This is a genomic window from Pseudomonas sp. TE4620 (assembly GCF_056279045.1).
Window position 1 is genome coordinate 5396680 of the sequence record NZ_JBWBQO010000001.1, and the last position, 22498, is coordinate 5419177.

Genomic DNA, 22498 nt, shown 5'->3' on the forward strand with positions numbered 1-22498 from the left:
CGATGCTTTTCTGCTTACAGCCCGTCGAGCAGTGCCTTGTTACGTACCGCGCCCTTGTCGGCGCTGGTCGCCAGCAGGGCGTAGGCCTTGAGCGCCGTGGTCACTTTGCGTGGCCGCGCTTCGACCGGCTTCCAGCCTTTCTTGTCTTGCTCGACACGGCGCGCCGCCAGCTCTTCATCGCTGACCAGCAGGTTGATCGAGCGGTTGGGGATGTCGATCAGCACCTTGTCGCCGTCCTGCACCAGGCCAATGGCGCCACCGGCTGCGGCTTCTGGCGAAGCGTGGCCGATCGACAGGCCCGAGGTGCCGCCAGAGAAACGGCCGTCGGTGAGCAGGGCGCAGGCTTTGCCCAGGCCCTTGGACTTGAGGTACGAGGTCGGGTAGAGCATCTCTTGCATGCCCGGGCCGCCTTTCGGGCCTTCGTAGCGGATGATGACGATGTCACCGGCCTTCACTTCGTCAGCAAGGATGCCGCGCACGGCGCTGTCCTGGCTTTCGAAGATCTTGGCGTTGCCTTCGAAGACGTGGATCGACTCGTCGACGCCGGCGGTTTTCACCACGCAGCCGTCCAGGGCGATGTTGCCGTACAGCACCGCCAGGCCGCCTTCTTGCGAGTAGGCGTGCTCGACGCTGCGGATGCAGCCGTTTTCACGGTCGTCGTCCAGGCTCGGCCAGCGGGTCGACTGGCTGAACGCGGTCTGGGTCGGGATACCGGCCGGGCCCGCCTTGAAGAAGTGGTGCACCGCTTCGTCGCTGGTCTGGGTGATGTCCCACTTGGCGATGGCTTCTTCCATGCTCGGGCTGTGCACGGTCGGCAGGTCGGTGTGCAGCAGGCCGCCACGGGCCAGCGAGCCGAGGATGCTGAAGATGCCGCCGGCGCGGTGGACGTCTTCCATGTGGTACTTCTGGATGTTCGGCGCCACTTTGCACAGCTGCGGCACTTTGCGCGACAGGCGATCGATGTCGCGCAGGTCGAAAGCGATCTCGGCTTCCTGGGCGGCGGCCAGCAGGTGCAGGATGGTGTTGGTCGAACCGCCCATGGCGATGTCGAGCATCATGGCGTTCTCGAACGCCTTGAAGTTGGCGATGTTGCGCGGCAGGACGCTCTGGTCGTTGTCGCCGTAGTAGCGCTTGCACAGCTCGACGATGGTGCGCCCGGCCTGCAGGAACAGCTGCTCGCGGTCGCTGTGGGTGGCCAGGGTCGAACCGTTGCCCGGCAGAGCCAAGCCCAGGGCTTCGGTCAGGCAGTTCATCGAGTTGGCGGTGAACATGCCGGAGCACGAACCGCAGGTCGGGCAGGCGCTGCGCTCGTACTCGGCGACTTTTTCATCGCTGGCAGTGGAGTCGGCGGCAATGACCATGGCATCGACCAGGTCCAGGCCGTGGCTGGCCAGTTTGGTCTTGCCGGCTTCCATCGGCCCGCCGGAAACGAAGATCACCGGGATGTTCAGGCGCAGGGCGGCCATCAGCATGCCGGGGGTGATCTTGTCGCAGTTGGAGATGCAGACGATGGCGTCGGCGCAGTGGGCGTTGACCATGTACTCGACCGAGTCGGCGATGATCTCGCGGCTTGGCAGCGAATAGAGCATGCCGTCATGGCCCATGGCGATGCCGTCGTCGACCGCGATGGTGTTGAATTCCTTGGCCACGCCACCGGCGCGTTCGATCTCGCGAGCCACCAGCTGGCCGAGGTCCTTCAGGTGCACGTGGCCCGGGACGAACTGGGTGAACGAGTTGGCGATGGCGATGATCGGTTTCTTGAAGTCTTCGTCCTTCATCCCGGTGGCACGCCAGAGGGCGCGGGCGCCGGCCATATTGCGGCCGTGGGTGGACGTTTTCGAGCGGTAATCAGGCATGAAGCACTCCTGGCGGCTAATCAGGTAACAAAAAGGGGAGTGAGCTTCTCTTGTCCTTTGCACCGAAGGCAGGTGGCCGCTGGTACGGATGAAGCCGAGATCGCCGCGGGATCGCCGTGCGCTCGGCCAGAGCTCATAAACCCGCCGGGGATGACTGGCGATGAATAGCCCGATTCTACACCGCTGCGGCCTTGAGGGAATGGCGTTGTGATAATTGGCCGTTGGCGCAGCCCGCAAGGTAAAGGCCTTGGCGTCGGCTGCCAGGCTTTGGGTAGACTTGCGCGCTTCGCACCCCACTGGCCAAAAGGATTTGCAATGCCTGCGATAAGTCGATCTTTACTGTTCTACCTGGCCATTGGCCTGCTGCAAGGCCTGGTGTTCCTCTTCGCCAGGCACATCCAGATTGATATCGCCGGGCTGCCATTTGGCCTGTGCGCCGCCGTGCTGGTGGCCGGGGTCAACCTGCAACTGCTCGGCAGTGCGGTGTTGCAACGCGGTACCGCCTGGCTGGTCCTGGGCCTGACGCTGCTGATCGGCTTTATCAGCAGCTGGACCTTCAGCCAGGACACCCTGGGCTGGGTCTGGCAGAGCTCATGGCTGGCCGCGGTTGTGGTGACCTACATCGGCACCGCCTTCATCCTCAGCTGGCCGACCCGCGAAGGGCTGCGGCCGCGTTATGAAGACCTGTTCCGGCATGCCTGGAACAACATCTTCATCGTCCTCCTGGCGCTGCTGTTCACTCTGTTGTTCTGGCTGCTGCTGTGGCTGTGCGGGCGCTTGTTCCTGATGCTCGGCATCCCCCAGGTCGAAGATGTGCTGACCTCGGCGCCAGTGGTGCGTATCGGTCTGGCTGTGGTGTTCTCCCTGGGGATGCGCATGGGCCTGGAGAACGAAAAGGTCATCGGCCTGTTGCGCGGTGTGCTGCTGACCCTGTGCCGTGTGTTGCTGCCACTGAGCGCACTGATCGCCTTGCTGTTCAGCCTGATGCTGCCGTTTACCGGGTTGCAGCCGATCTGGAACACCGGCTACTCGACCACCATCCTGCTGTTGCTGGTGGCTATCAACCTGTTTTTGGTCAACGGCGTGTTCCAGGATGGCCATCAGGCCAATCCTTATCCGGGTGTGCTCAAGCGCCTGGTCGAGGCCTGCTTGCTGTGCTTGCCGGTGCTGGTGGCGTTGGCGGGCTATTCAAGCTGGTTGCGGGTGAATCAGTACGGCCTGACGCCTGAGCGTATTCTCGCCCTGTTGCTGATCGGTGTGATGCAGGTGCACAGCCTTGCTGCGTTGTGGGCGGTGTTCGCCTCGGGCAAGGGCTGGCTCAATAGCCTGCGGGTCAGTAACCCGTGGATTGCCCTGCTCAGCGCGGTGCTGGTGGTGCTGTTCTATACGCCGCTGCTGAACCCTTTGCAGCTCAGTGCCAACAACCAGGTCGAGCGTCTGCTTAGCGGGCGCACCGCGATCCAGGAATTCGATGCCAGAACCTTGTATCACGGCCTGGGCAAGCCGGGACGTGAGGCGTTCACGGCGCTGCAAGAGCGGCTCAAGACTGACGAGCTGTTCGACGCTGAAGGCCGCAAGAGGCTGCAGTGGATCATGGAAGAATCCCACGCGCGGTACGGCGAAGACACTCGCGGGCCGAAACTGGAATGGTTGGGCCCCGAGCAGCCTGGCAGCGAGGCGTTCGCCAAGATGGTCATGGCCGAGACTCAATGCACCGGCAGGGGCTGCTTTTTGTGGGGCGTGGACATGGATGGCGACGGGCGCAACGAAGTGTTGATGATCCCGCGGCACACCTACGCATCCAGCGTTTTTCTGTTTGCCCGCGAGGGCAAGGGTGAGTGGCGCGAAGTCGGTAGCCTGCACAGTATTCGCGATAACACCGAGCGCCTGGTTCAGCTGATCCGCCATGGCCAGATGAAACCGGTGATGCCGCGCTACAAGACGCTGACCATTGATGGTGTTGACCTGACCTGGCAGCCCAACCGCTAGCGTCTTGCAGGCGAAAAAATCCCGGCACCAGGCCGGGATTTTTTATTGCACCACGCCTTAGCTGTTGGGCAGCAGGCGGCAGGTGATGCTCTTGATGTAGCGGGTTTCCGGGATCGCCGGGTGCACCGGGTGATCCGGGCCCTGGCCGCCGCGCTCGAGCAGCTGGATGTTGCGGTCCAGGTGACGGGCGCTGGTCAGCAGGATGTTCTGCAGGTCGTCTTCAGGCAGGTGCATCGAGCACGATGCGCTGACCAGAATGCCGTCCTTGGTCAGCAGGCGCATGGCTTGCTCGTTCAGGCGGCGGTAGGCGCCTTCGCCGTTTTTCAGGTCTTTCTTGCGCTTGATGAAGGCGGGCGGGTCGGCCACGATCACGTCGAAACGCTCTTCGGAGGCCTTGAGCTCTTTCAGCGCTTCGAACACATCGCCTTCGATGCAGGTCAGCTTCTCGGCAATGCCGTTGAGCCCGGCGTTACGCTCGACGCCGTCCAGAGCAAACCCCGAGGCATCGACGCAGAACACTTCGCTGGCACCAAAGGCACCGGCCTGCACGCCCCAGCCGCCGATGTAGCTGAACAGGTCGAGCACGCGCTTGCCCTTGACGTACGGCGCCAGGCGCGCGCGGTTCATGCGGTGGTCGTAGAACCAGCCGGTCTTCTGGCCTTCCATGACCGGCGCTTCGAACTTCACGCCGTTCTCTTCAAGGGCCACCCATTCCGGCACCAGGCCGAACACGGTTTCAACGTAACGGCCCAGGCCTTCGGCGTCGCGCGCGGCCGAGTCGTTCTTGAACAGGATGCCGGTGGGCTTGAGCACCTGGACCAGCGCGGCAACCACGTCATCCTTGTGCTGTTCCATGGTCGCCGAAGCGAGCTGGACCACCAGGATATCGCCGAAACGATCGACCACCAGGCCCGGCAGCAAGTCGGAATCGCCGTACACCAGGCGGTAGAACGGCTTGTCGAACAGACGCTCGCGCAGCGACAGGGCTACGTTGATGCGGTGCACCAGCAGCGATTTGTCCAGGGCCAGCTTGGCGTCACGCGACAGCAGGCGGGCGCAGATCAGGTTGTTCGGGCTCATGGCGACGACGCCCAGGGCCTTGCCGCCGGCGGTCTCGAGGATCGCCTGGTCACCGGCCTTGAAGCCATGCAGCGGGGTCGCGGCGACGTCGATTTCGTTGCTGTAGACCCACAGGTGGCCGGCGCGCAGGCGGCGGTCGGCATTGGCTTTGAGACGAAGGCTGGGCAGGGACATGACGTCGCTCCGGGAAAAAAGAGCGGGATTATAACCCGATGCCTGACGCCTCGATGGGGAATAGCGACAAATTGCAACAGAGCGATGGCCTTTAGCTTCACCGCTGGCCAGTACGATCAGGTTAGAATCGCCGCTCAGCCCCGAGTGTGTACTTATGTCCCAGGAACTCTCCGCCGAACAGATCCAGCATGCCCTGCAAGGCATCAGCGTACCGCCGCAGCCGCAGATCATGGTTGACCTGCAGTTCGAGCAATACATGCCCGACCCTGACCTGGAGGTGATCGCCAAGCTGATCTCCCAGGACCCGGGCCTGTCCGGCGCGCTGCTCAAGCTGGTCAACTCGCCGTACTACGGCCTGACCAACAAGATCGCCTCGATCCAGCGCGCGGTGAACCTGCTCGGCAGCCGCTCGATCATCAACCTGATCAACGCCCAGTCGATCAAGGGCGAGATGAGCGACGACACCATCGTCACCCTCAACCGTTTCTGGGACACCGCCCAGGACGTAGCCATGACCTGCCTGACCCTGGCCAAGCGCATCGGCTCGCAGGCGGTGGACGAAGCCTATGCCCTGGGCCTGTTCCACGATTGCGGCGTGCCGTTGATGCTCAAACGCTTCCCCGAGTACATGAGCGTGCTCGAGGATGCCTACGCCAGCGCCGGTGCCGAGCAGCGGGTGGTCGACACCGAGAACCAGGTGTTCAACACCAACCACGCGGTGGTCGGTTACTACACCGCCAAGTCGTGGCGCCTGCCCGAGCACCTGAGCAACGCCATCGCCAACCATCACAACGCCCTGGCGGTATTCAGCGATGACTCGGCGCGCAACAGCCAGCTGAAAAACCTGCTGGCGATCCTGAAAATGGCCGAGCACATCTGCGCTTCGTACCGGGTGCTGGGCAACCAGAGCATCGACCACGAATGGAATACCGTCGGGCACCTGGTGCTCGATTATGTCGGCCTGTCCGAGTATGACTTCGAGAACCTCAAGCAGACCATTCGCGAACTGGGCGGTCACTGATCCATGCCGGAATTACCAGAAGTCGAAACCACCCGGCGCGGTATTGCGCCTTACCTGGAGGGCCAGCGGGTCAGCCGGGTAATCGTGCGCGACCGGCGCCTGCGCTGGCCGATCCCCGAGGACCTCGACATTCGCCTTTCCGGGCAGCGCTTCGTCAAGGTCGAGCGGCGCGCCAAGTACCTGCTGCTCAATGCCGAAGTGGGCACCCTGATCAGCCACCTGGGCATGTCCGGTAATTTGCGCCTGGTCGAGATTGGATTGCCGGCGGCCAAGCACGAGCATGTGGATATCGAACTGGAGTCGGGCCTGGCCTTGCGCTACACCGACCCGCGGCGCTTCGGCGCGATGCTCTGGAGCCTCGATCCGCTCAACCATGAGCTGCTGATCAAGCTCGGCCCGGAGCCATTGACCGATCTGTTCGACGGCGAGCGGTTGTTCCAGCTGTCGCGGGGCAAGTCGATGGCGGTCAAGCCGTTCATCATGGACAACGCGGTGGTGGTCGGGGTTGGCAATATCTATGCAACCGAGGCGCTGTTCGCTGCCGGTATCGACCCGCGCCGCGAAGCCGGGGGCATTTCCCGGGCGCGCTACCTGAAGCTTGCGATCGAGATCAAGCGCATCCTCGCCTGCGCCATCGAGCGCGGCGGCACCACCTTGCGCGACTTTATCGGCGGCGACGGCCAGCCGGGCTACTTCCAGCAGGAACTGTTCGTCTACGGGCGCGGGGAAGAGCCTTGCAAGGTCTGCGGCAGCATCCTGCGTGAGGTCAAGCTTGGCCAGCGCGCCAGCGTCTACTGCCCGCGCTGCCAGAAGTGAAGGTGCTCAGCGCGGGCTGAGCACTTGCGCGGCACCCACGCCGCGGGGGTCGCTGGCGGCTTCGAGGGTTTGCCCGGCCTTGTCCCAGTACAGCACTTGCTGATTGCCATAGCTGCGGCCCAGGTCCTTGAGCGGGTAGCCGCGCGCCTGCAGCTCGCGCTGCTGCCCGGTGCTGAAAGCCCCCGGTTCGTGCTCGACCACATCGGGCAGGTACTGGTGGTGATAGCGCGGCACCGCCGGCCATTCGGCCACCGGCCGGCCCTCAAGAAAGCCCATCATCGACAGCAGCACCATGCTCGGAATACGGCTGCCGCCCGGCGTGCCGAAGGCGGCGAACTGGGTCGGGCTCTCGATAAAGCTCGGGCTCATGCTCGACAGCGGCCGTTTGCCGGCGGCCACGGCATTGGCCTGGCTGCCGGCCAGGCCGTAACTGTTGCTGCCACGCGGGTCGGCGGCAAAGTCGTCCATTTCGTTGTTCAACACCACGCCGGTGCCCGGGGCAGTAAACGCGGCGCCGAACGGCAGGTTGACCGACAACGTCGCGGCCACGGCATTGCCGTCAGCGTCGATCACTGCAAAGTGGGTGGTGTGATCGCCCTCGCGCCAGGCCGGGGCGGGCGGCAGGCTGCTGCTGGGCGTGGCCTGGCGGACGTCGATGCTGTCGGCCAGCGACGTCAGGTAATTACGCGCGAGCAGCTGTGGTATCGGATTGCTGACGTAGTCCGGATCGCCGAGCAGGCCGCGGTCACGGTAGGCCCGGCGCAATACTTCCAGTACGTAATGGCTGCGCTGTACAGGCTCGGCGCTCTGCCAGGGCAGGCGCTGCAGCATCGCCAGGCTCTGGGCCAGGGCCACGCCACCGGCCGAGGGCGGTGGGGCGCTGATCAGTTCGCGTTGATTGGCCAGCTGGTAGCGCAGCGGCTCGCGTTTGGCGGTGCGGTAGTTGGCCAGGTCATCCAGGCTCCAGATCCCGCCCGCGGCCTGTACCCCCTGCACCATGGCCTGGGCGGTCGGGCCGGCATAGAAACCGTCGCGGCCCTGGCTGGCGATACGTTCAAGGGTTATGGCCAGTTGCGGTTGGCGGATTTTAGCGCCCAGGGCCGGCACTTCACCGTTGATCAGGAACAGACGGGCGCTTTCTGGATCGTCGCGCAGTGCGCTCAAGCGCATCTGCGCGCGGTCGCGATAGATGCGGTCGACGGCAAAGCCCTGGTTGGCCAGGCGAATAGCCGGGGCCAGGGTACTTTTCAGTGGCAGCTTGCCGTAATGGGCAGCAAGGTCGGCGAGGGCTGCCGGCAAGCCGGGAATCGCCGCCGCCAGCGGGCCATTGATCGACAAGCCCGGCTGGACCTTGCCGTCCTTGAGGTACATGGCTTCGCTGGCCTTGCCAGGTGCGCGCTCGCGGGCATCGATAAAGGCATAGCGGGCGGGGGTGTCGCCCTCGCGCAGCAGGAAGAAGCCACCGCCGCCCAGGCCTGAACCATAAGGTTCGACCACCGCCAGCGCGGCGCTGACGGCAATGGCGGCGTCAAAGGCGTTACCGCCTTGCTCGAGAATTTCGCGTGCGGCGGCAGTCGCGTCGCTATGCGGCGTGGCAATCGCCGCGCGGCCCGGGCCTTGTGCCTGGGCACTGACCATCCCCAGCGCCAGTACGGCGCCAAGGACCAGCGGGGCAAGCCGGGCGACGAACGGCATCAGGCCTTGCCGGTAATTCGGCGGTATTTTTCCATCAGCTGCTCTTCGCTCTCCGGATGCGCTTCATCCAGCGGGATGCAGTCAACCGGGCAGACTTGCTGGCATTGCGGCTCGTCGTAGTGGCCGACGCACTGGGTGCACAGGTTGGGGTCGATCACGTAGATCTCTTCGCCTTGAGAGATCGCAGCGTTCGGGCACTCGGGTTCGCAGACGTCGCAGTTGATGCAATCGTCGGTGATGATCAGGGACATGGGGACTCCGGCCAGGGCTCAGAACCCGGGCATTTGAAAACCAATGGGCACAATTGTGCCGCATTAGCGCCCGCAGTGCACGCGGGCGCCATGGTCAAATCACCGATGTCACTTCTTGAAGCGTTCGGTAAGGGCCTCGGCCACCACCGGGTGGACGAATTTAGTGATGTCACCGCCCAGCGCCGCGATTTCCCGGACCAGGGTCGAGGAAATGAACGAATAGCGCTCTGAAGGGGTGAGGAACAGGCTCTCGACGTCGGGCGCCAGTTGGCGGTTCATGTTCGCCAGCTGGAACTCGTACTCGAAGTCTGAAACAGCCCGCAGGCCGCGCAGGAACACATTGGCCTGCTGTTCCTTGGCGAAATGCGCCAGCAAAGTGGAGAAGCCGATGACTTCGACATTGGGCAGGTGCTTGGTGACCTCGCGAGCCAGTTCCACCCGTTGCTCCAGCGGGAACAGTGGGTTTTTCTTCGGGCTGGCGGCGACCGCAATGATCACCTGGTCGAACAGCCGCGAGGCACGCTCGACCAGATCGCCATGGCCCTTGGTAATAGGGTCGAAAGTACCTGGGTACAACACTCGGTTCATCGCGTCGTCCTGGCAGGAGTGCGTTGGGGAGTCGGATGGTATCGCAGCAGTGGCGGTCGGCCAAGTCGCCCGACCACGTTGAAGGCACTATAGACAGTGCGGCCATTTGTTGTCATCTGCCAGCCACCAGGCGCGCGGCCAGGGCGTCGCTGAGCCGGGCACTGAGGCTGTACACCGACAATTGCGGGTTGGCGCCGATGCTGGTGGGGAAGAGCGAGCCGTCGTGAATCGACAGGTTTTCCAGCTGATGGTGCCGGCCCAGGCTGTCGCACACCGCCTGGCGCGGGTCTTCGCCCATGGCGCAGCCGCCCATGACATGGGCGCTGCCCAGGCGGGTACGAAACAGTTCAAGGTTCAGGCCGTCGATCATCTGCCGCGCCTCGGCCAGGTTTTTTGCATGGCGGGCATCGCTGTGCACCGGCATCACGCTGTCGGCGCCAGCGGCGAACTGGATCTCGGCCATGCTCTGGAAAGCCCGGCGCACGCCGTCCCAGGCATAGGCCGACAGCGGGTAGTCGAGCACCGGCGAGCCATCGCCGCGCAACTGCACCTCGCCGCCGACGCTGTCGGGGTGAAAACCGTCACGCAGTAGGGCGAGCATCACGTGGGTGTGCGGCAGTTGCTCCATGCGCAGGGCGTTGTCCTTGCCGAAGCTGCCCAGCAAGGTGCTGGCCAGCGCCGGGTGCAGGGGCGGCACCTCGAGCTTGTAGCCCATCGGCCCGCTGACGCCGTCGCGCCACTGGAAATGGTCGGAGTAGATCGACTGCGGCGCGCCGTAGAACGGATTGACCTTGTCCTTGAACAGCCCGGCGCTGAAGTTGACCAGGTGCAGGAAGGTGCGCTTGCCCAGGCGCTCATGGGGGTCCGGAGCGTCCGAGCGCAGCAGCAGGCCGGGGCTGTTGATGCCGCCACCGGCAAGGATGTAATGCCGGGCCTTGACCCGGATCTGCCGGCCAGTGGGCTCGACGCAGCGCGCGTCCATGGCCACACATTGCAGGCCGCTGATCTGTTCGCCGTTGTGTTCCAGGCGCTCGGCGCGGGCCAGGTACAGCAGCTCGCCGCCGTGCTCAAGGGTTGCCGGAATGCTGGTGACCAGCATCGACTGCTTGGCGTTGACCGGGCAACCCATGCCGCAATAGCCCAGGTTCCAGCAGCCGCGCACGTTGCGCGGGATCACTTTCCAGCTGTAGCCCAGCGCTTCGCAGCCGCGGCGCAGTGCTTCGTTGTTGGCGTTGGGCGGCATGATCCATGGCTCGATACCCAGGCGCTGTTCCATGCGTGCGAACCAGGGCGCCAATTCGGCGCTGCTCAGGCCTTTTACCCCGTGTTCGCGGGCCCAGTGCTCCAGGGTTGGCGCGGGGGTGCGAAAGCTCGAGGTCCAGTTGATCAGGGTGGTGCCGCCGACTGCGCGGCCTTGCAGGATGGTGATGGCGCCGTCCTTGCTCATGCGCCCGATGCCTTCCTGGTAGAGGCTGGCGTAGGCCTGGTCTTCGAGCATGTGAAAGTCGCTGCTGGTTTTCAGCGGGCCTTCTTCGATCAGCAGTACCTTGAAGCCTGCAGCACTGAGCAGCTCGGCACTGGTGGCGCCGCCGGCGCCGCTGCCGATAATGGCGATGTCGGTTTCAAGGCTCAGGTCCTGGTCCAGGCGCGAGGCATCACGGGTTTTCCAGCCACGGCCAAGGCCGTCGCGAAACAGGTCGGGTACGGGCATGTTCAGCCTCTTGTGGTTATCGGTGGATCAGACCTTGGGTGGCCCTGGGTAGCCGCAATGGGCCCAGGATTGCGGCAGTTCGTACCAGGCCATGTGCAGCAGTTGCAGCAGCGAGGCATGGCCCATGCGCAGCAGGTTCAGCGAGCTGTCCTGCCAGCGCTGCAAAAAGGCTTCGATCTGCACACTGCTGGCGTTGTCCCAACTGCCCCAGATGCCGGTCAACGGCCCGCGGGTGAGCGTCATGGCGAGCACGTCGAACAGTTGCCGGGTCAACTTGAGCATGGCCGGCGACAGCGCGGCGAGCTTGTTGTCCAGCCCGCGCAGCAAGGCTTCGCGGTTGTCCGCCGCCTGGGTGCCAGCCAGGACTACCGGAATCAGCGCGTGGAGGATCGGCAAGTCGTTTTCGCGCAGGGTAATGAAGCCGCTGGCCGGTGTTTGCGCCGAGCAGCCGCTAAGGCTGGCGCCCAACCCGGCGGTGGCAAGCAAGGCGCTGGCGCCGAGGCTGAACTTGAGCAGCCCACGCCGGCTCAGCGCGGGGTTTACAGGCAGGCTTGTGGTCATTGTTATCAGGCCCGAGGGTGGTTTTTCAGCGAATGAACAGTGTGTACACCAGCTTGAGCAGCCCCTTGCCGTAAGGCGGGTAGATCAGCCGCGCGGCATTCAAGCGCTGCTTGGCGAACACCGCCTTGGCCTTGCTGAAGGTCAGGAAACCTTCATGGCCGTGGTAATGGCCCATGCCCGAGGGGCCAATGCCGCCGAACGGCAGGTCGTCCTGGGCGACGTGCAGCAGGGTGTCGTTGAGGCATACGCCGCCAGAGTGGGTCTGTTCCAGTACCCGTTGCTGCTCGCTGCGCTCGTAGCCGAAGTAATACAGCGCCAGTGGGCGCGGGCGTTGATTGATGTAGGCCAGCGCCTGGTCGAGGCTGTCGTAGGGCACCAACGGCAGCAGCGGGCCGAAGATTTCGTCCTGCATCACGCGCATGTCGTCGCTGACTCCGAGCAGCAGGTGCGGCGGCAGGCGCCGGCCATGGCGTGGCTCTTGTGGGTACAGGTCGATGATCTCGGCGCCCTTGCTGCGGGCATCCTCGAGATAACTCTCTAGGCGGGCCAGGTGGCGCGGGTTGATGATCGCGCTGTAGTCCGGGTTGTCGGCCAGGGTCGGGTAAAAGCGCCGCACGACGTCGCGGTAGGCCGTGGCGAAGTCCCCCAGGCGATCACGTGGCACCAGCACGTAGTCGGGAGCCACGCAGGTCTGGCCGGCGTTGAGGGTCTTGCCGAAGGCGATGCGTTCGGCGGCGTCGGCCAGCGGCACGCTGGCCGAGACAATGGCCGGCGATTTGCCGCCCAGTTCCAGGGTCACTGGCGTTAGGTTGTGCGCGGCGGCGAGCATCACCTGGCGGCCGACGCTGGTGGCCCCGGTAAACAGCAGGTGATCGAACGGCAGGCGCGAGAAGGCCTGGGCAACGTCGGCCTCACCCAGCACCACGCTGACCAGGTCTTCGGGGAAGATCTTGTCGAGCAGTTGCTGGAGCAACAGGCCGGTCGCCGGGGTTGCTTCGCTGAGCTTGAGCATTACCCGGTTGCCGGCGGCCAGGGCGCAGGTCAGCGGGCCGATGGCAAGAAACAGCGGGTAGTTCCACGGCACGATGATGCCGACCACTCCCAGCGGTTGGTACTGGACCTCGGCGCTGGCCGGCTGGAAGGCCAGGCCGACCTTGCGCCTGGAGGCTTTCATCCACTGCTTGAGGTGCTTTTCGCCATGGCGCAGGCCCTGAATGCTCGGCATCAATTCGGCCAGCAGGGTTTCGTTGGCGCTACGGCCAGAGAAATCCTCGTTGATCGCTGCGATCAACGCGTCCTGTTGCTCCAGCAGGGCTTCGCGCAGGCTTTTCAGCCATTGCCGGCGCTGTGGCGCAGAGGGCAGGGGGTTGCCGGCAAAGGCCTGGCGCTGGGTGGCGAACACCGCGTCAAGGGCGGCGAATTCGGTGGGCGGCAGGGAGCGGGTAGCGTCGGCGAGCATGCGAAACTCCACGGCAAAGCAGGTTTTCTAGAGCATATACTCTAATATGTGCCCGGTGCGACTGTTTTTCACAGCGCCTGCGGGTACATACCGGTGTGGATACACCGTAAGATGGACCTATTCATTCAAGCTCAACGCCTGGAATTGATCATGGCCCCGCGTATCAAGACCCGCGAGCGCATCGTGCAGAACAGCCTGGAGCTGTTCAACCAGCAGGGCGAGCGCAGTGTCAGCACTAACCACATTGCCGCGCACATGGAGATTTCGCCCGGCAACCTGTACTACCACTTCGCCAACAAGCAGGAAATCATCGCCGTGCTCTTCACCCAGTATGAAGAGCTGGTGGAAAGCTTTTTGCGCCCGCCCCAGGGGCGTGTTGCAACAGTCGAAGACAAGCGCTTCTACCTCAAGGCGTTGCTGGCGGCGATGTGGAACTACCGCTTTCTGCACCGCGACCTGGAACACCTGCTCGACAGCGACAAGGAACTGGCCGCCCGTTACCGGCGCTTCTCCCAGCGCTGCCTGCTGCAGGGCCAGGCGATCTACCGCGGCTTTGTCGAGGCCGGCATCGTCGAGATGGACAGCGTGCAGATCGAGTCGCTGACCCTCAATGCCTGGATCGTGCTTACGTCCTGGGTGCGTTTTCTCTGTACCACTCGCGAAAATTCCGCGCACTTGAGTGAAGAAGCCTTCAAGCGCGGTGTCTATCAGGTATTGGTGCTGGAGCTTGGCTTCGTCACCGCCAAGGCGCGCCCCGCCGTCGACGCCTTGTGCCAGGAATTCTACGTTTCGCTTAACCAGGCGCTGGAGCAATAACGCCCGGGCCTTATCCGTTCAATCGTTCAGGAGACTGTCATGCCCCTCGCGCAACTGATCACCGCCCAGCAATTGGCCGAACGCCTGGAGGCGCCGGCGCTGGTGATTCTCGATTGCCGTTTTGCCCTGGAAGACATCGATTATGGTCAGCGCAGTTATGCCGAGGGGCATATTGCCGGGGCGCACTTTGCCGACCTTGAGCGCGACCTCAGCGGGCCGATCATCAAGGGCGTGACCGGCCGCCACCCGTTGCCGGACCCGGAGCGTCTGGTCGAGCGCCTGCGGGACTGGGGCATCGACAACGACAGCGAAATCGTCCTCTACGACGACGGCCCAGGTGCCTTCGCGGCCCGGGCCTGGTGGCTGCTGGCCTGGCTGGGCAAGCGCAGTGGTGTATTCATCCTCGATGGCGGCCTCAAGGCCTGGCACGCGGCCGGGCTGCCGCTGAGCCTTGATCCGCCGGTCAAGCGCGAAGGCAACTTCAGTGGTGAGCCGGACGCCAGCCTGGTGCTGGATGCTGCGCAGTTGGGCGAACGCCTGGGCAAGCCGGAGCTTACGTTGATCGATGCCCGTGGCCTGCCGCGCTTTCGCGGCGAGGTCGAGCCGATCGATCCGGTGGCCGGGCATATTCCCGGTGCACAATGCGCAGCCTTTACCGACAACCTCGGCGCCGACGGGCGGTTTCTGCCGGCCGAGCAGCTCAAGCAGCGCTTTGCCCAGAAGCTGGACAAGCGTTCGCCAGAGCAACTGGTCGCTTACTGCGGGTCGGGGGTGACGGCTTGCCACAACCTGTTTGCCCTGGCGCTGGCGGGGTATCCGCTGGGCAAGCTGTATGCGGGCTCGTGGAGTGAGTGGATTACCGACTCCAAGCGGGCGGTGGCCACTGGCGACTGAAAAGCATCGCGGGTCAGTTTCCAGCCAGCCACTGCGGAATCCGCCGCTCCAGGTAATACCCCGGATTCCGCACGCTGCCATCGACAAACCCCACATGTCCGCCCCGCGCATGCAGCTCAAAGGTGGTCTGCGCCGCCAGTTCATTGGCTGCTGGCAAGCTATGGGCGAACACGAACGGATCATCGCTGGAATGGATGATCAGCGTCGGCGTGCGGTTCTCGCCCAGAAAATACCGGCTGGAAGCACGTCGGTAGTAGTCCTTGGCATCGCTAAAGCCATTGAGCGGCGCGGTCACCCGGCCGTCGAAATCCCAGAAGGTGCGCAGGTTCTCCAGCGGCCCCAGGCGCTCCAGCGCGGCCAGCCCTTCGTGGTGGCCGTGATGCTGGAAGTGGCGCTGCTTGTCCTTCACATAAGCGAGCATGGCGCGCATGAAATGCGCCTGGTACACCCGGGAAAAACCCAGGCCGATGCGGTCGGCGCACTGGTCCAGGCGAAACGGCACCGACACCGCCACCGCCGCCTGCAACTGGCTGGCCGAGCCGGCTTCGCCCAGGTGCTTGAGCAGCACATTGCCGCCCAGCGAGTAACCCACGGCGTATAGCGGTGCCTGCGGACGCTGCGCACGCAGGTGATCAATGGCTTCGGCCAGGTCTTCGCTGGCACCGGAATGGTAGCTGCGTGGCAGCAGGTTGGGTTCGCCCGAGCAGCCGCGCCAGTTCAGCGCCACGCTGGCCCAGCCACGGTCGGCCAGGGCCTGCTGCATGCCGATGACGTACGGCGAGCTGGACGAGCCGGTGAGCCCGTGCAGCACCAGCACCACCGGGGTTGTCGCTTCATGGGGGCCGTGCCAGTCGAGGTCGAGGAAATCGCCATCAGCCAGCCACAGACGTTCGCGCTGGCGGCTCAGGGCCGCTGACTTGCGCCATAGTGGCCCCCAGAGCGTCTGCATGTGCGGATTGCCCAGCCCCAGGGCGGGTTTGAAGGGGCTGGGGGTTGAGGCAAACATCGTGGCGTACTCGCAGATCTGTTTCAGACAAGTGTATGTCCGGTTACTGGCAGTTGCCCGCACCGATCAGCCGGTTGCAGGCTCGATGTTCGGCAAGGCGTCTTGTTCGACCGTCGGGCCGACACTGATTTGCACCAGCTTGTCGAGCTTCAGGTGTTTTTTCAACGCGACTTTCAGCTGATCCAGGGTCAGCGCCTGGAGCTTGTCGAGAAACGCCTGGCGGTTGTCCAGCGGCAACTGGTTGACCCCGGTGTGGGTCAGGATATCGCTGATCTGCTGGTTGCTCACTGAACCCAACAGGTAGCTGCCGCGCAGCTTGTGCTTCGCGCCTTCAACCTCCTGCGCGGTCGGCCCCTGTGCGGCGTAGTCTGCAAGTAATTGCTCGAGCAACGCCATGCTGGCATCGCGGTACCTGGCCTCGACCGCAGTGGTAAAGGTCCAGAGGCCGCTGGCAGGGTGCTGGATCAGCTTTGATCTGGCGCCATAGGTCAAACCACGTTGGCTGCGCAGTTCATCGAACAGGCGCGAAGTCGCACCGGGGCCGCCCAGAATCAGATTGGCCAGGGTCAGCGCCGGTGCATCGGCATGGTGCACGTTGATGCCGGGTATGGCAAACAACAACAGCGCCTGGCTGCCCGAATGCTCAAGGTGATAGATCTCCGACTCGAAAGCAGCGGGCACGGGTAAAGGTGAGAGTGCCGGCCCGTCGGGCAGTGCTGACGAAACTTGAAGCGCAATGGCTTGAGCCTGCTCAAGCGAAAGGTCACCGACCAGGGTGATCAGTGCATTGCCCGCAGCGAACGCTTGCTGGTGGAACGCGCGGATATCGGCAATGGTCAGCGATTCAATTGCCTGCCTGGTGCCGGTGCTGTTCGTCGCATAGGGGTGATTGGCGTAAGCATGTTGGTAAAGCAGGTCGGTGGCCCTGTAGTTCTGGAACTCCTGGCGTTGTATGAGCTGGCTGGTGAGCTGATCCTTGATCGCCTGCAGCTTGTCATCGGCAAGTTGCGGTTTGCCGAGCACACCTGTCAGCAAGCCGACGGCTTTGCTGCTGTGCTCCTGGCTGCTGAGGCTGCGCAGGGTTACGGCCAGGCTGTCTCGCCCGGCCTGCTTGTGAAACTGTGCGCCGACCGCATCGAAGCCTTCGGCAATCTGCAGGGCATCGTACTGGCCTGCGCCCTCATCGAGCATGCCCAGGGTGAGTTGTGCCAGGCCTGCTGCGCCATCATCGCGGGCGCTGCCGGCAGCGAATACAACCTGCAGGTCAAACATCGGCAAATGGTTGTTCTGCACAAACAACACCTGGCTGCCCTGAGGCGTGTGCCACGATTCGATCGGCAATTGAGGGATGCTTGTCAGGGGGGCGGTGGACTTCAGGGATTGCAGCTCAGCCGCAGCGCTCTGGGCGTATGCAGTGACAGATGCTATCAACAGGACGATCGGTAAAAGGATTCTCCTGAACTTATTCATCATCGGCCTCCTTGGCCTGCAGGTAGGCGACCGTAAGCCGTTCGCGGGTGAAGTAGGTGTTGGCAGCCTGCTGTAGTTGTTCAGGCGTTATTCGCGCCAGGTCGTCGGCATCATTGTCCAGTTGAGCGGCTGGCAAGCCGCTGCCGAGCAGGGCAGCCAAGTCGCCGGCCTGATAGTCGAGGGTGTCGCGGGCGAAGGTGTTTTCTGCCAGCAGCAGTGTTCGCGCCCGGGCAAGTTCGTCAGGTTCGGGAGGGTTTTTTTTCAGTGCCTGCAGTTGTGCCCAGATCGCCGCTTGCAGTTCGTCCAGTGGCCTGGGCTGAACGGTATTGATTGAAGCCTGGATCTCGAACAGGTTATCGCCCCTGGCCACCGGGTCGTAGCTGACTTCAGGGCGTGTCAGCAGAGTTTGCTGGCGCTCCAGCCGGGTGCTGAGGCGGGCGCTCAAGCCTTTGCCCAGCAGGGCCGAAAGCAGGCGCAAGGCATGTACGTCGGTTGCCGACGCTGCGCTGGCATAGGTCGGCACGTTGAAGGCCATGACCAGGGTTGGCGTACTGACATCTTCGTAGACCGTAACCTGACGGGGGCCGGGGGCAGCGGTCTGAAGGGGCTTCTTAATGAACGGCAGGTCTTGGCGGGGGAAACCGGCAAAATACTTTTCAACCTCGCGTTTCACCGCATCACGCTGTACATCGCCAACGATGATCAGCGTGGCATTGTTGGGCGCGTACCAGGTGCGATACCAGGCGCGCAGTTCTTCGTTGTGCATGCGCTGCAGATCGCTCATCCAGCCGATCACCGGGGTGTGATAGCTGCTTTGCGGGTAGGCAATGGCCTGCAGTTGCTCAAAGAGCCTTAGCAATGGATCGCTATCGACATTCTCTCGCCGCTCAGCCTTGACCGCTTCGATCTCGCGAACGAACTCGTGTTCGCTCAGCACTGCGCCTTTGAGCAGATCGGCATTGAGCTCCAGCGCTACAGCCAGCCGATCACTGGGGAGCGTCTGATGATGCACGGTGAAGTCACGGAGGGTGTAGGCGTTGTCCTCGCCGCCCAGGCGTTCGATGATCTGTGAGAGCTGACCCGGGGCGGTCTTGGCACTGCCTCGGTAGAGCAGGTGTTCGAGGGCGTGGGACAAACCGGACTGCCCGGGGTACTCATGGCTCGAACCGACCTTGACCAGCATATGTGTGGTGACCACGGGCGCCCGGCGGTCTTCGCTGATGACTACGTGCAGGCCGTTGTCGAGGGTGAACTCATGGCGAATGGAGGGTTCGGCCAGGGCCTGGCCGGATAGCAGAAACAGGCCGAGCAGGCTGCTCCTGAGGGAGGTGCGTCGATCCATGACAGTGGTCCTTGTGGTTGAAAACAAGGCGCACGATCAAGCAAGCGTAAAGGTGAAAGGCGTTAGATATTTAGCGGGCACGACCCGGCGGCGGCCGGGTCGTGCTGATTGCTCAGCCGCGCTGCCAGAGTGCGTAGTAGACCTGGCCGGCCTTTTTCTCGCGGTGCAGGCGCCAGTTGCCAGGCAACTGCAAGGTCGATGGCGGGGTTTCGCTCTCGGTGTAGATCCAGGCGTTTTCGGCCAGCCACTGACGCTCTTCAAGCAGGGCGCAGGTGGTCGGCAGCAAGCCCTGGTTGAACGGCGGATCGAGGAACACCAGGTCGAAGGCCAGCTTCGGCTCACCCTGCAGGTAGCGCTGGGCGTCGGTCTGGATCACCTGGCCGCGAGGGCAGCGCAGGGTCTCGAGGTTCTGCCGCAGGCTGGCGATGGCCGCCGGGTTGCTGTCCAGGGCCACGGAATCGCCCGCGCCACGGGACAGCGCTTCGAGGTACAGGGCGCCGCTGCCGGTGTAGGCGTCGAGCACCTTGGCTCCTTCGATGTGCGGGGCAAGCCAGTTGAACAGGGTCTCGCGGACCCGGTCCGGGGTTGGGCGCAGGCCCGGCGCGTCAGGGAAGCCCAGGCGCCGGCTGCGCCATTCGCCGGCAATGATGCGCAGCTGGCCCTGGCCGTGGTGCGGCTTGGCCGGTTTTGCGGATGGACTGGCCATTAATGCTCCGGTACGCCAAGCGGTTGCTCGGCGGGTTTGTCAGTGGGCGGCGGCAAGGGTTTTTGCGGCACGCTTGGCCCGGCGGTGACGATAACCATCTTGTCAGCGGCCAGGTGTTTGTTCAGCGCTGCCTTGACCTGTTCAGTGGTCAGTTGCTGGGACTGCTGCATGTAGTCTTCCAGCCAGGTCAGTGGCAGGTTGTAGAAGCCGATGGCACCCAGTTGGCCAACGATGCTGGCGTTGCTGGCATTGGACAGCGGGAAGCTGCCGGCCAGTTCCCGCTTGGCGTCGTCCAGCTCAGCCTGGCTCGGGCCGCTCTTGAGGTAGTCGGCGAGGATGTCCTGGACCAGCTTGAGGGTGCCTTCGCTGAGCTCGGCACGGGTCTGCAGGTTGATCATGAACGGGCCACGCACCTGCATCGGGCTGAACACCGAGTATACGCCGTAGGTCAGGCCGCGTTTCTCGCGCACTTCGCTCATCAGGCGGGTGCCGAAGGTGCCACCCCCGAGGATCTGGTTGCCCAGCGACAACGCCGGGTAGTCCGGATCGTTACGATCAATGCCCAGTTGCGCGAGCATCAGGTGGGTCTGCTTGGACGGGAAGTCAATGTGGGTTGCGCCGGCCTTGGGTTCGCTTGGCTGGGCCACTTTGGCCAGGGCCGGGCCTTTTGGCAGGGCCGAGGACACCTGTGCGGCAATGGCTTCGGCTTCGCTGCGGCTCAGGTCGCCGACCAGGGCGATCACCGTATTGCCAGCGGCATAGGCCTTGGCGTGGAAGGCACGCAGTTGCTCCAGGGTGATCGGCGCAATGCTCTTGGCGGTGCCGTCACTCGGGTGGGCATAGGGGTGGGTGCCGTACAGGCGCTCGAACAGCTCGATGCTGGCCAGCTTGCCGGGGTTCTGCTTCTGGTATTCGAAGCCGGCCTGCATCTGGTTCTTGATACGCGCCAGGGCGTCCTGCGGGAAGGTCGGCTTGCCGACCACTTCGGCGAACAGCTTGAGCGCAGGTTCGCGCTTGTCGGCCGCGCTCAGGCTGCGCAGCGAGGCCACGGCCATGTCGCGGTAGGCGCCGTTGCCAAAGTCGGCGCCCAGGCCTTCGAAGCCTTCGGCAATGGCGGTGACGTCCTTGCCGGCCACGCCTTCGTTGAGCATGGCGTTGGTCAGGGTCGCCAGCCCCGGGGCATCGCCGTCCTGGCTACTGCCGGCGGCGAAAGTCAGGCGCAGGTCGAACATCGGCAGCTCGCGGGCTTCGACGAACAGCACGCGGGCGCCTTCGGCGGTGTTCCAGGTCTGGATGTTCAGCTGCCGGCGGCTTGGCGCCTTGCCATCCAGCTCGGCCAGCGATTGCAAGGTGTTGGCCGCCTTGGCTTCGGTGACCGCAGCCGGTTGCGCGGCGTTATCCGATTGCGCAGGTTTGGCCAGGAAGAACGCCAGCAGGCCAATCAGCAACAACAGGCCCAGGCCGATCAGGGTGTAGCGGGGTGCGCTGCGTTCACTCATGAGCGTTCTCCTCGGGCAGTACATGGGCAACGCTCAGGCGTTCACGGGTGAAATAAGTACGGGCGGCGTTCTGGATGTCGGCCGGGGTCACGCTTTTGAGCTCGTCCAGCTCGCTGTCGATCAGTTTCCACGACAGGCCGACGGTTTCCAGTTGGCCGATGGCGGTGGCCTGGCTGCTGATCGAGTCACGGTCGTAGACCAGCCCGGCGATGACCTGGGCACGTACGCGCTCAAGCTCTTCAGCCGACGGCGGGGTGGTTTTCAGCTCGTCGAGCAGCTTCCAGATACCGGCTTCGACGTCGGCCAGGGTCTTGTGCTTTTGCAGGTTCGGCATGGCCGAGATCACGAACAGGCTGTCGCCGCGGGTGAACGGGTTGTAGCTCGACGACGCCCCGGTGACCAGCTCCTGGCCGCGCTCCAGGCGGCTTGGCAGGCGCGCGCTGTAGCCGCCGTCGAGCAATGCCGAGATCAGCCGCAGGGCGTGCACGCTGCGCGGGTCCTTGGCGGTGGCCAGGCCCGGGGTGTTGAAACCGTAGATCAGGCTCGGCAGCTGGGTTTGCACATGCAGGGTGGTTTCCCGCAGGCCCGGCTCGGCCAGTTCGAGTGGCAGCTTGGCCGGTGGCACCGCGCGTTTCGGGATGGCGCCGAAGAAGCGCTGGGCCAGGCCCTTGACCTCGTCGACGGTGACATCGCCAACCACCACCAGGGTGGCGTTGTTCGGCACGTACCAGGACTCGTACCAGTGGCGCAGTTCCTCGACCTTCATGCGGTCAAGGTCTGCCATCCAGCCGATGGTCGGGGTGCGGTAGCTGCTGGCCGGAAAAGCCATGGCGCTGAACAGCTCGAAGGCCTTGGCGTTGGGCTGGTCGTCGGTGCGCAGGCGGCGCTCTTCCTTGATGACCTCGATCTCGCGGCTGAACTCGTCGGCCGGCAGGCGCAGGCTGGCCATGCGGTCGGCTTCAAGCTCCAGGGCCACCGGCAGGCGGTCGCGGGCCAGTACCTGGTAATAAGCGGTGTAGTCGTCGCTGGTGAAAGCGTTCTCTTCGGCGCCCAGGTCGCGCAGGATGCGCGAGGCTTCGCCAGGGCCGAGCTTCTCGCTGCCTTTGAACATCATGTGTTCCAGGGCATGGGAAAGGCCGGTCTGGCCCGGTGATTCGTAGGTCGAACCGACCTTGTACCAGATCTGCGAGACCACCACCGGCGCCCGGTGGTCCTCGCGCACGACCACTTTCAGGCCGTTGTCGAGAATGAATTCGTGGGTGGGTTGCGTATCGGCGGCGAAGGCCGCGAACGGCAGACAAACTGTGCTGAGCAACAGGCCAGCGGCGCGGCGGGCTAGAGCATTCATACGTTGTTTAACCTGTAGGACTGCCCGCGTGGTCTTAGCGTCGGCGGGCTTGGAGGTGCTAGGATACTGATCCGGTTGCCTGAGGACCATGCCTGTCATGGAACCAGCCCGAAGGCTTGATGACAAAATGCTGCGCAAGAACGAGCCGGATTAAAAGTAGACTGTTCTGCGTTAAAAGAATTTAAGAAGCGCCGCAGTGGCGCATCGCTACCCTGA

Annotated in this window: 19 protein-coding genes; 5 read left to right on the forward strand and 14 right to left on the reverse strand. The window is 63.9% G+C overall.

Features of this window, described 5'->3' with window-relative positions; genetic code table 11:
* Positions 1-14 precede the first annotated feature (14 nt).
* Positions 15-1856: a dihydroxy-acid dehydratase gene (gene ilvD / locus ACZ9A3_RS25060; RefSeq protein WP_093377274.1), complete on the reverse strand. Its 1842-nt coding sequence runs from the start codon at positions 1854-1856 to the stop codon at positions 15-17.
* Positions 1857-2171: 315 nt separating this feature from the next.
* Here ilvD and ACZ9A3_RS25065 point away from each other — a divergent pair, with 315 nt between their 5' ends.
* The gene (locus ACZ9A3_RS25065; protein ID WP_045201869.1) at positions 2172-3845 is read left to right on the forward strand and encodes a DUF4153 domain-containing protein; all 1674 of its coding nucleotides are present in this window, start codon (positions 2172-2174) and stop codon (positions 3843-3845) included.
* A 57-nt stretch (positions 3846-3902) separates the two neighbouring features.
* Here ACZ9A3_RS25065 and ACZ9A3_RS25070 read toward each other — a convergent pair whose 3' ends face one another.
* A complete protein-coding gene (locus ACZ9A3_RS25070) occupies positions 3903-5099 on the reverse strand; it encodes a class I SAM-dependent rRNA methyltransferase (protein WP_010222172.1) in 1197 nt (398 codons plus the stop codon).
* Between the two features lie 154 nt (positions 5100-5253).
* Between ACZ9A3_RS25070 and ACZ9A3_RS25075 the strand changes: the two genes are divergently transcribed.
* The gene (locus ACZ9A3_RS25075) at positions 5254-6120 is read left to right on the forward strand and encodes an HDOD domain-containing protein (protein WP_045201871.1); all 867 of its coding nucleotides are present in this window, start codon (positions 5254-5256) and stop codon (positions 6118-6120) included.
* A gap of 3 nt (positions 6121-6123) precedes the next feature.
* Complete coding sequence (gene mutM / locus ACZ9A3_RS25080) at positions 6124-6936, forward strand: bifunctional DNA-formamidopyrimidine glycosylase/DNA-(apurinic or apyrimidinic site) lyase (protein ID WP_045201873.1); 813 nt, start codon at positions 6124-6126, stop codon at positions 6934-6936.
* Between the two features lie 6 nt (positions 6937-6942).
* Here mutM and ggt read toward each other — a convergent pair whose 3' ends face one another.
* The 6 genes from ggt to ACZ9A3_RS25110 form a co-directional block, all read right to left on the reverse strand.
* Positions 6943-8631, reverse strand: a complete 1689-nt coding sequence (gene ggt / locus ACZ9A3_RS25085) for a gamma-glutamyltransferase (RefSeq protein ID WP_213602741.1) — start codon at positions 8629-8631, stop codon at positions 6943-6945.
* Positions 8631-8882 (reverse strand): YfhL family 4Fe-4S dicluster ferredoxin, encoded by a 252-nt coding sequence (locus ACZ9A3_RS25090; protein WP_093377271.1) that lies wholly within the window; start codon positions 8880-8882, stop codon positions 8631-8633. The genes ggt and ACZ9A3_RS25090 overlap by 1 nt, the downstream gene beginning before the upstream one ends.
* Before the next feature lie 108 nt (positions 8883-8990).
* Positions 8991-9470, reverse strand: a complete 480-nt coding sequence (gene coaD / locus ACZ9A3_RS25095) for a pantetheine-phosphate adenylyltransferase (RefSeq protein ID WP_038997673.1) — start codon at positions 9468-9470, stop codon at positions 8991-8993.
* A 112-nt stretch (positions 9471-9582) separates the two neighbouring features.
* Complete coding sequence (locus ACZ9A3_RS25100) at positions 9583-11181, reverse strand: GMC family oxidoreductase (RefSeq protein ID WP_476253231.1); 1599 nt, start codon at positions 11179-11181, stop codon at positions 9583-9585.
* Positions 11182-11208: 27 nt separating this feature from the next.
* The gene (locus tag ACZ9A3_RS25105) at positions 11209-11742 is read right to left on the reverse strand and encodes a twin-arginine translocation pathway signal protein (RefSeq protein ID WP_093377265.1); all 534 of its coding nucleotides are present in this window, start codon (positions 11740-11742) and stop codon (positions 11209-11211) included.
* Positions 11743-11767: 25 nt separating this feature from the next.
* Entirely contained in the window at positions 11768-13201 is a 1434-nt protein-coding gene (locus ACZ9A3_RS25110) for a coniferyl aldehyde dehydrogenase (RefSeq protein ID WP_476253232.1), read from the reverse strand.
* A gap of 150 nt (positions 13202-13351) precedes the next feature.
* Between ACZ9A3_RS25110 and ACZ9A3_RS25115 the strand changes: the two genes are divergently transcribed.
* Positions 13352-14017 carry a TetR/AcrR family transcriptional regulator gene (locus ACZ9A3_RS25115; protein WP_045201895.1) on the forward strand — a complete coding sequence of 222 codons (666 nt, stop codon included), beginning with the start codon at positions 13352-13354 and terminating at the stop codon, positions 14015-14017.
* Positions 14018-14056: 39 nt separating this feature from the next.
* Positions 14057-14911 (forward strand): sulfurtransferase, encoded by an 855-nt coding sequence (locus ACZ9A3_RS25120; RefSeq protein WP_258608878.1) that lies wholly within the window; start codon positions 14057-14059, stop codon positions 14909-14911.
* Positions 14912-14924: 13 nt separating this feature from the next.
* Here ACZ9A3_RS25120 and ACZ9A3_RS25125 read toward each other — a convergent pair whose 3' ends face one another.
* The 6 genes from ACZ9A3_RS25125 to ACZ9A3_RS25150 all read right to left on the reverse strand — a co-directional run bounded on the left by ACZ9A3_RS25125 (position 14925) and on the right by ACZ9A3_RS25150 (position 22282).
* Entirely contained in the window at positions 14925-15917 is a 993-nt protein-coding gene (locus ACZ9A3_RS25125) for a hydrolase (RefSeq protein WP_093377251.1), read from the reverse strand.
* A 66-nt stretch (positions 15918-15983) separates the two neighbouring features.
* Positions 15984-17210 (reverse strand): M16 family metallopeptidase, encoded by a 1227-nt coding sequence (locus ACZ9A3_RS25130; protein ID WP_476253233.1) that lies wholly within the window; start codon positions 17208-17210, stop codon positions 15984-15986.
* A gap of 169 nt (positions 17211-17379) precedes the next feature.
* Entirely contained in the window at positions 17380-18729 is a 1350-nt protein-coding gene (locus ACZ9A3_RS25135; protein ID WP_213602729.1) for a M16 family metallopeptidase, read from the reverse strand.
* 112 nt (positions 18730-18841) lie between these two features.
* On the reverse strand, positions 18842-19435 hold the full coding sequence (rsmD, locus tag ACZ9A3_RS25140; RefSeq protein ID WP_045193976.1) for a 16S rRNA (guanine(966)-N(2))-methyltransferase RsmD: 594 nt from the start codon (positions 19433-19435) through the stop codon (positions 18842-18844).
* Positions 19435-20934, reverse strand: coding sequence for a M16 family metallopeptidase (locus ACZ9A3_RS25145; protein WP_045193975.1), 1500 nt, complete (start codon positions 20932-20934; stop codon positions 19435-19437). The genes rsmD and ACZ9A3_RS25145 overlap by 1 nt, the downstream gene beginning before the upstream one ends.
* A complete protein-coding gene (locus tag ACZ9A3_RS25150) occupies positions 20927-22282 on the reverse strand; it encodes a M16 family metallopeptidase (protein WP_045193974.1) in 1356 nt (451 codons plus the stop codon). The genes ACZ9A3_RS25145 and ACZ9A3_RS25150 overlap by 8 nt, the downstream gene beginning before the upstream one ends.
* Positions 22283-22498: the final 216 nt, after the last annotated feature.

Coding starts and splice junctions, on each gene's coding strand:
- ilvD (WP_093377274.1), bottom strand. CDS start 1,856: ATGCCTGATTACCGCTCGAAAACGTCCACCCACGGCCGCAATATGGCC.
- ACZ9A3_RS25065 (WP_045201869.1), top strand. CDS start 2,172: ATGCCTGCGATAAGTCGATCTTTACTGTTCTACCTGGCCATTGGCCTG.
- ACZ9A3_RS25070 (WP_010222172.1), bottom strand. CDS start 5,099: ATGTCCCTGCCCAGCCTTCGTCTCAAAGCCAATGCCGACCGCCGCCTG.
- ACZ9A3_RS25075 (WP_045201871.1), top strand. CDS start 5,254: ATGTCCCAGGAACTCTCCGCCGAACAGATCCAGCATGCCCTGCAAGGC.
- mutM (WP_045201873.1), top strand. CDS start 6,124: ATGCCGGAATTACCAGAAGTCGAAACCACCCGGCGCGGTATTGCGCCT.
- ggt (WP_213602741.1), bottom strand. CDS start 8,631: ATGCCGTTCGTCGCCCGGCTTGCCCCGCTGGTCCTTGGCGCCGTACTG.
- ACZ9A3_RS25090 (WP_093377271.1), bottom strand. CDS start 8,882: ATGTCCCTGATCATCACCGACGATTGCATCAACTGCGACGTCTGCGAA.
- coaD (WP_038997673.1), bottom strand. CDS start 9,470: ATGAACCGAGTGTTGTACCCAGGTACTTTCGACCCTATTACCAAGGGC.
- ACZ9A3_RS25100 (WP_476253231.1), bottom strand. CDS start 11,181: ATGCCCGTACCCGACCTGTTTCGCGACGGCCTTGGCCGTGGCTGGAAA.
- ACZ9A3_RS25105 (WP_093377265.1), bottom strand. CDS start 11,742: ATGACCACAAGCCTGCCTGTAAACCCCGCGCTGAGCCGGCGTGGGCTG.
- ACZ9A3_RS25110 (WP_476253232.1), bottom strand. CDS start 13,201: ATGCTCGCCGACGCTACCCGCTCCCTGCCGCCCACCGAATTCGCCGCC.
- ACZ9A3_RS25115 (WP_045201895.1), top strand. CDS start 13,352: ATGGCCCCGCGTATCAAGACCCGCGAGCGCATCGTGCAGAACAGCCTG.
- ACZ9A3_RS25120 (WP_258608878.1), top strand. CDS start 14,057: ATGCCCCTCGCGCAACTGATCACCGCCCAGCAATTGGCCGAACGCCTG.
- ACZ9A3_RS25125 (WP_093377251.1), bottom strand. CDS start 15,917: ATGTTTGCCTCAACCCCCAGCCCCTTCAAACCCGCCCTGGGGCTGGGC.
- ACZ9A3_RS25135 (WP_213602729.1), bottom strand. CDS start 18,729: ATGGATCGACGCACCTCCCTCAGGAGCAGCCTGCTCGGCCTGTTTCTG.
- rsmD (WP_045193976.1), bottom strand. CDS start 19,435: ATGGCCAGTCCATCCGCAAAACCGGCCAAGCCGCACCACGGCCAGGGC.
- ACZ9A3_RS25145 (WP_045193975.1), bottom strand. CDS start 20,934: ATGAGTGAACGCAGCGCACCCCGCTACACCCTGATCGGCCTGGGCCTG.
- ACZ9A3_RS25150 (WP_045193974.1), bottom strand. CDS start 22,282: ATGAATGCTCTAGCCCGCCGCGCCGCTGGCCTGTTGCTCAGCACAGTT.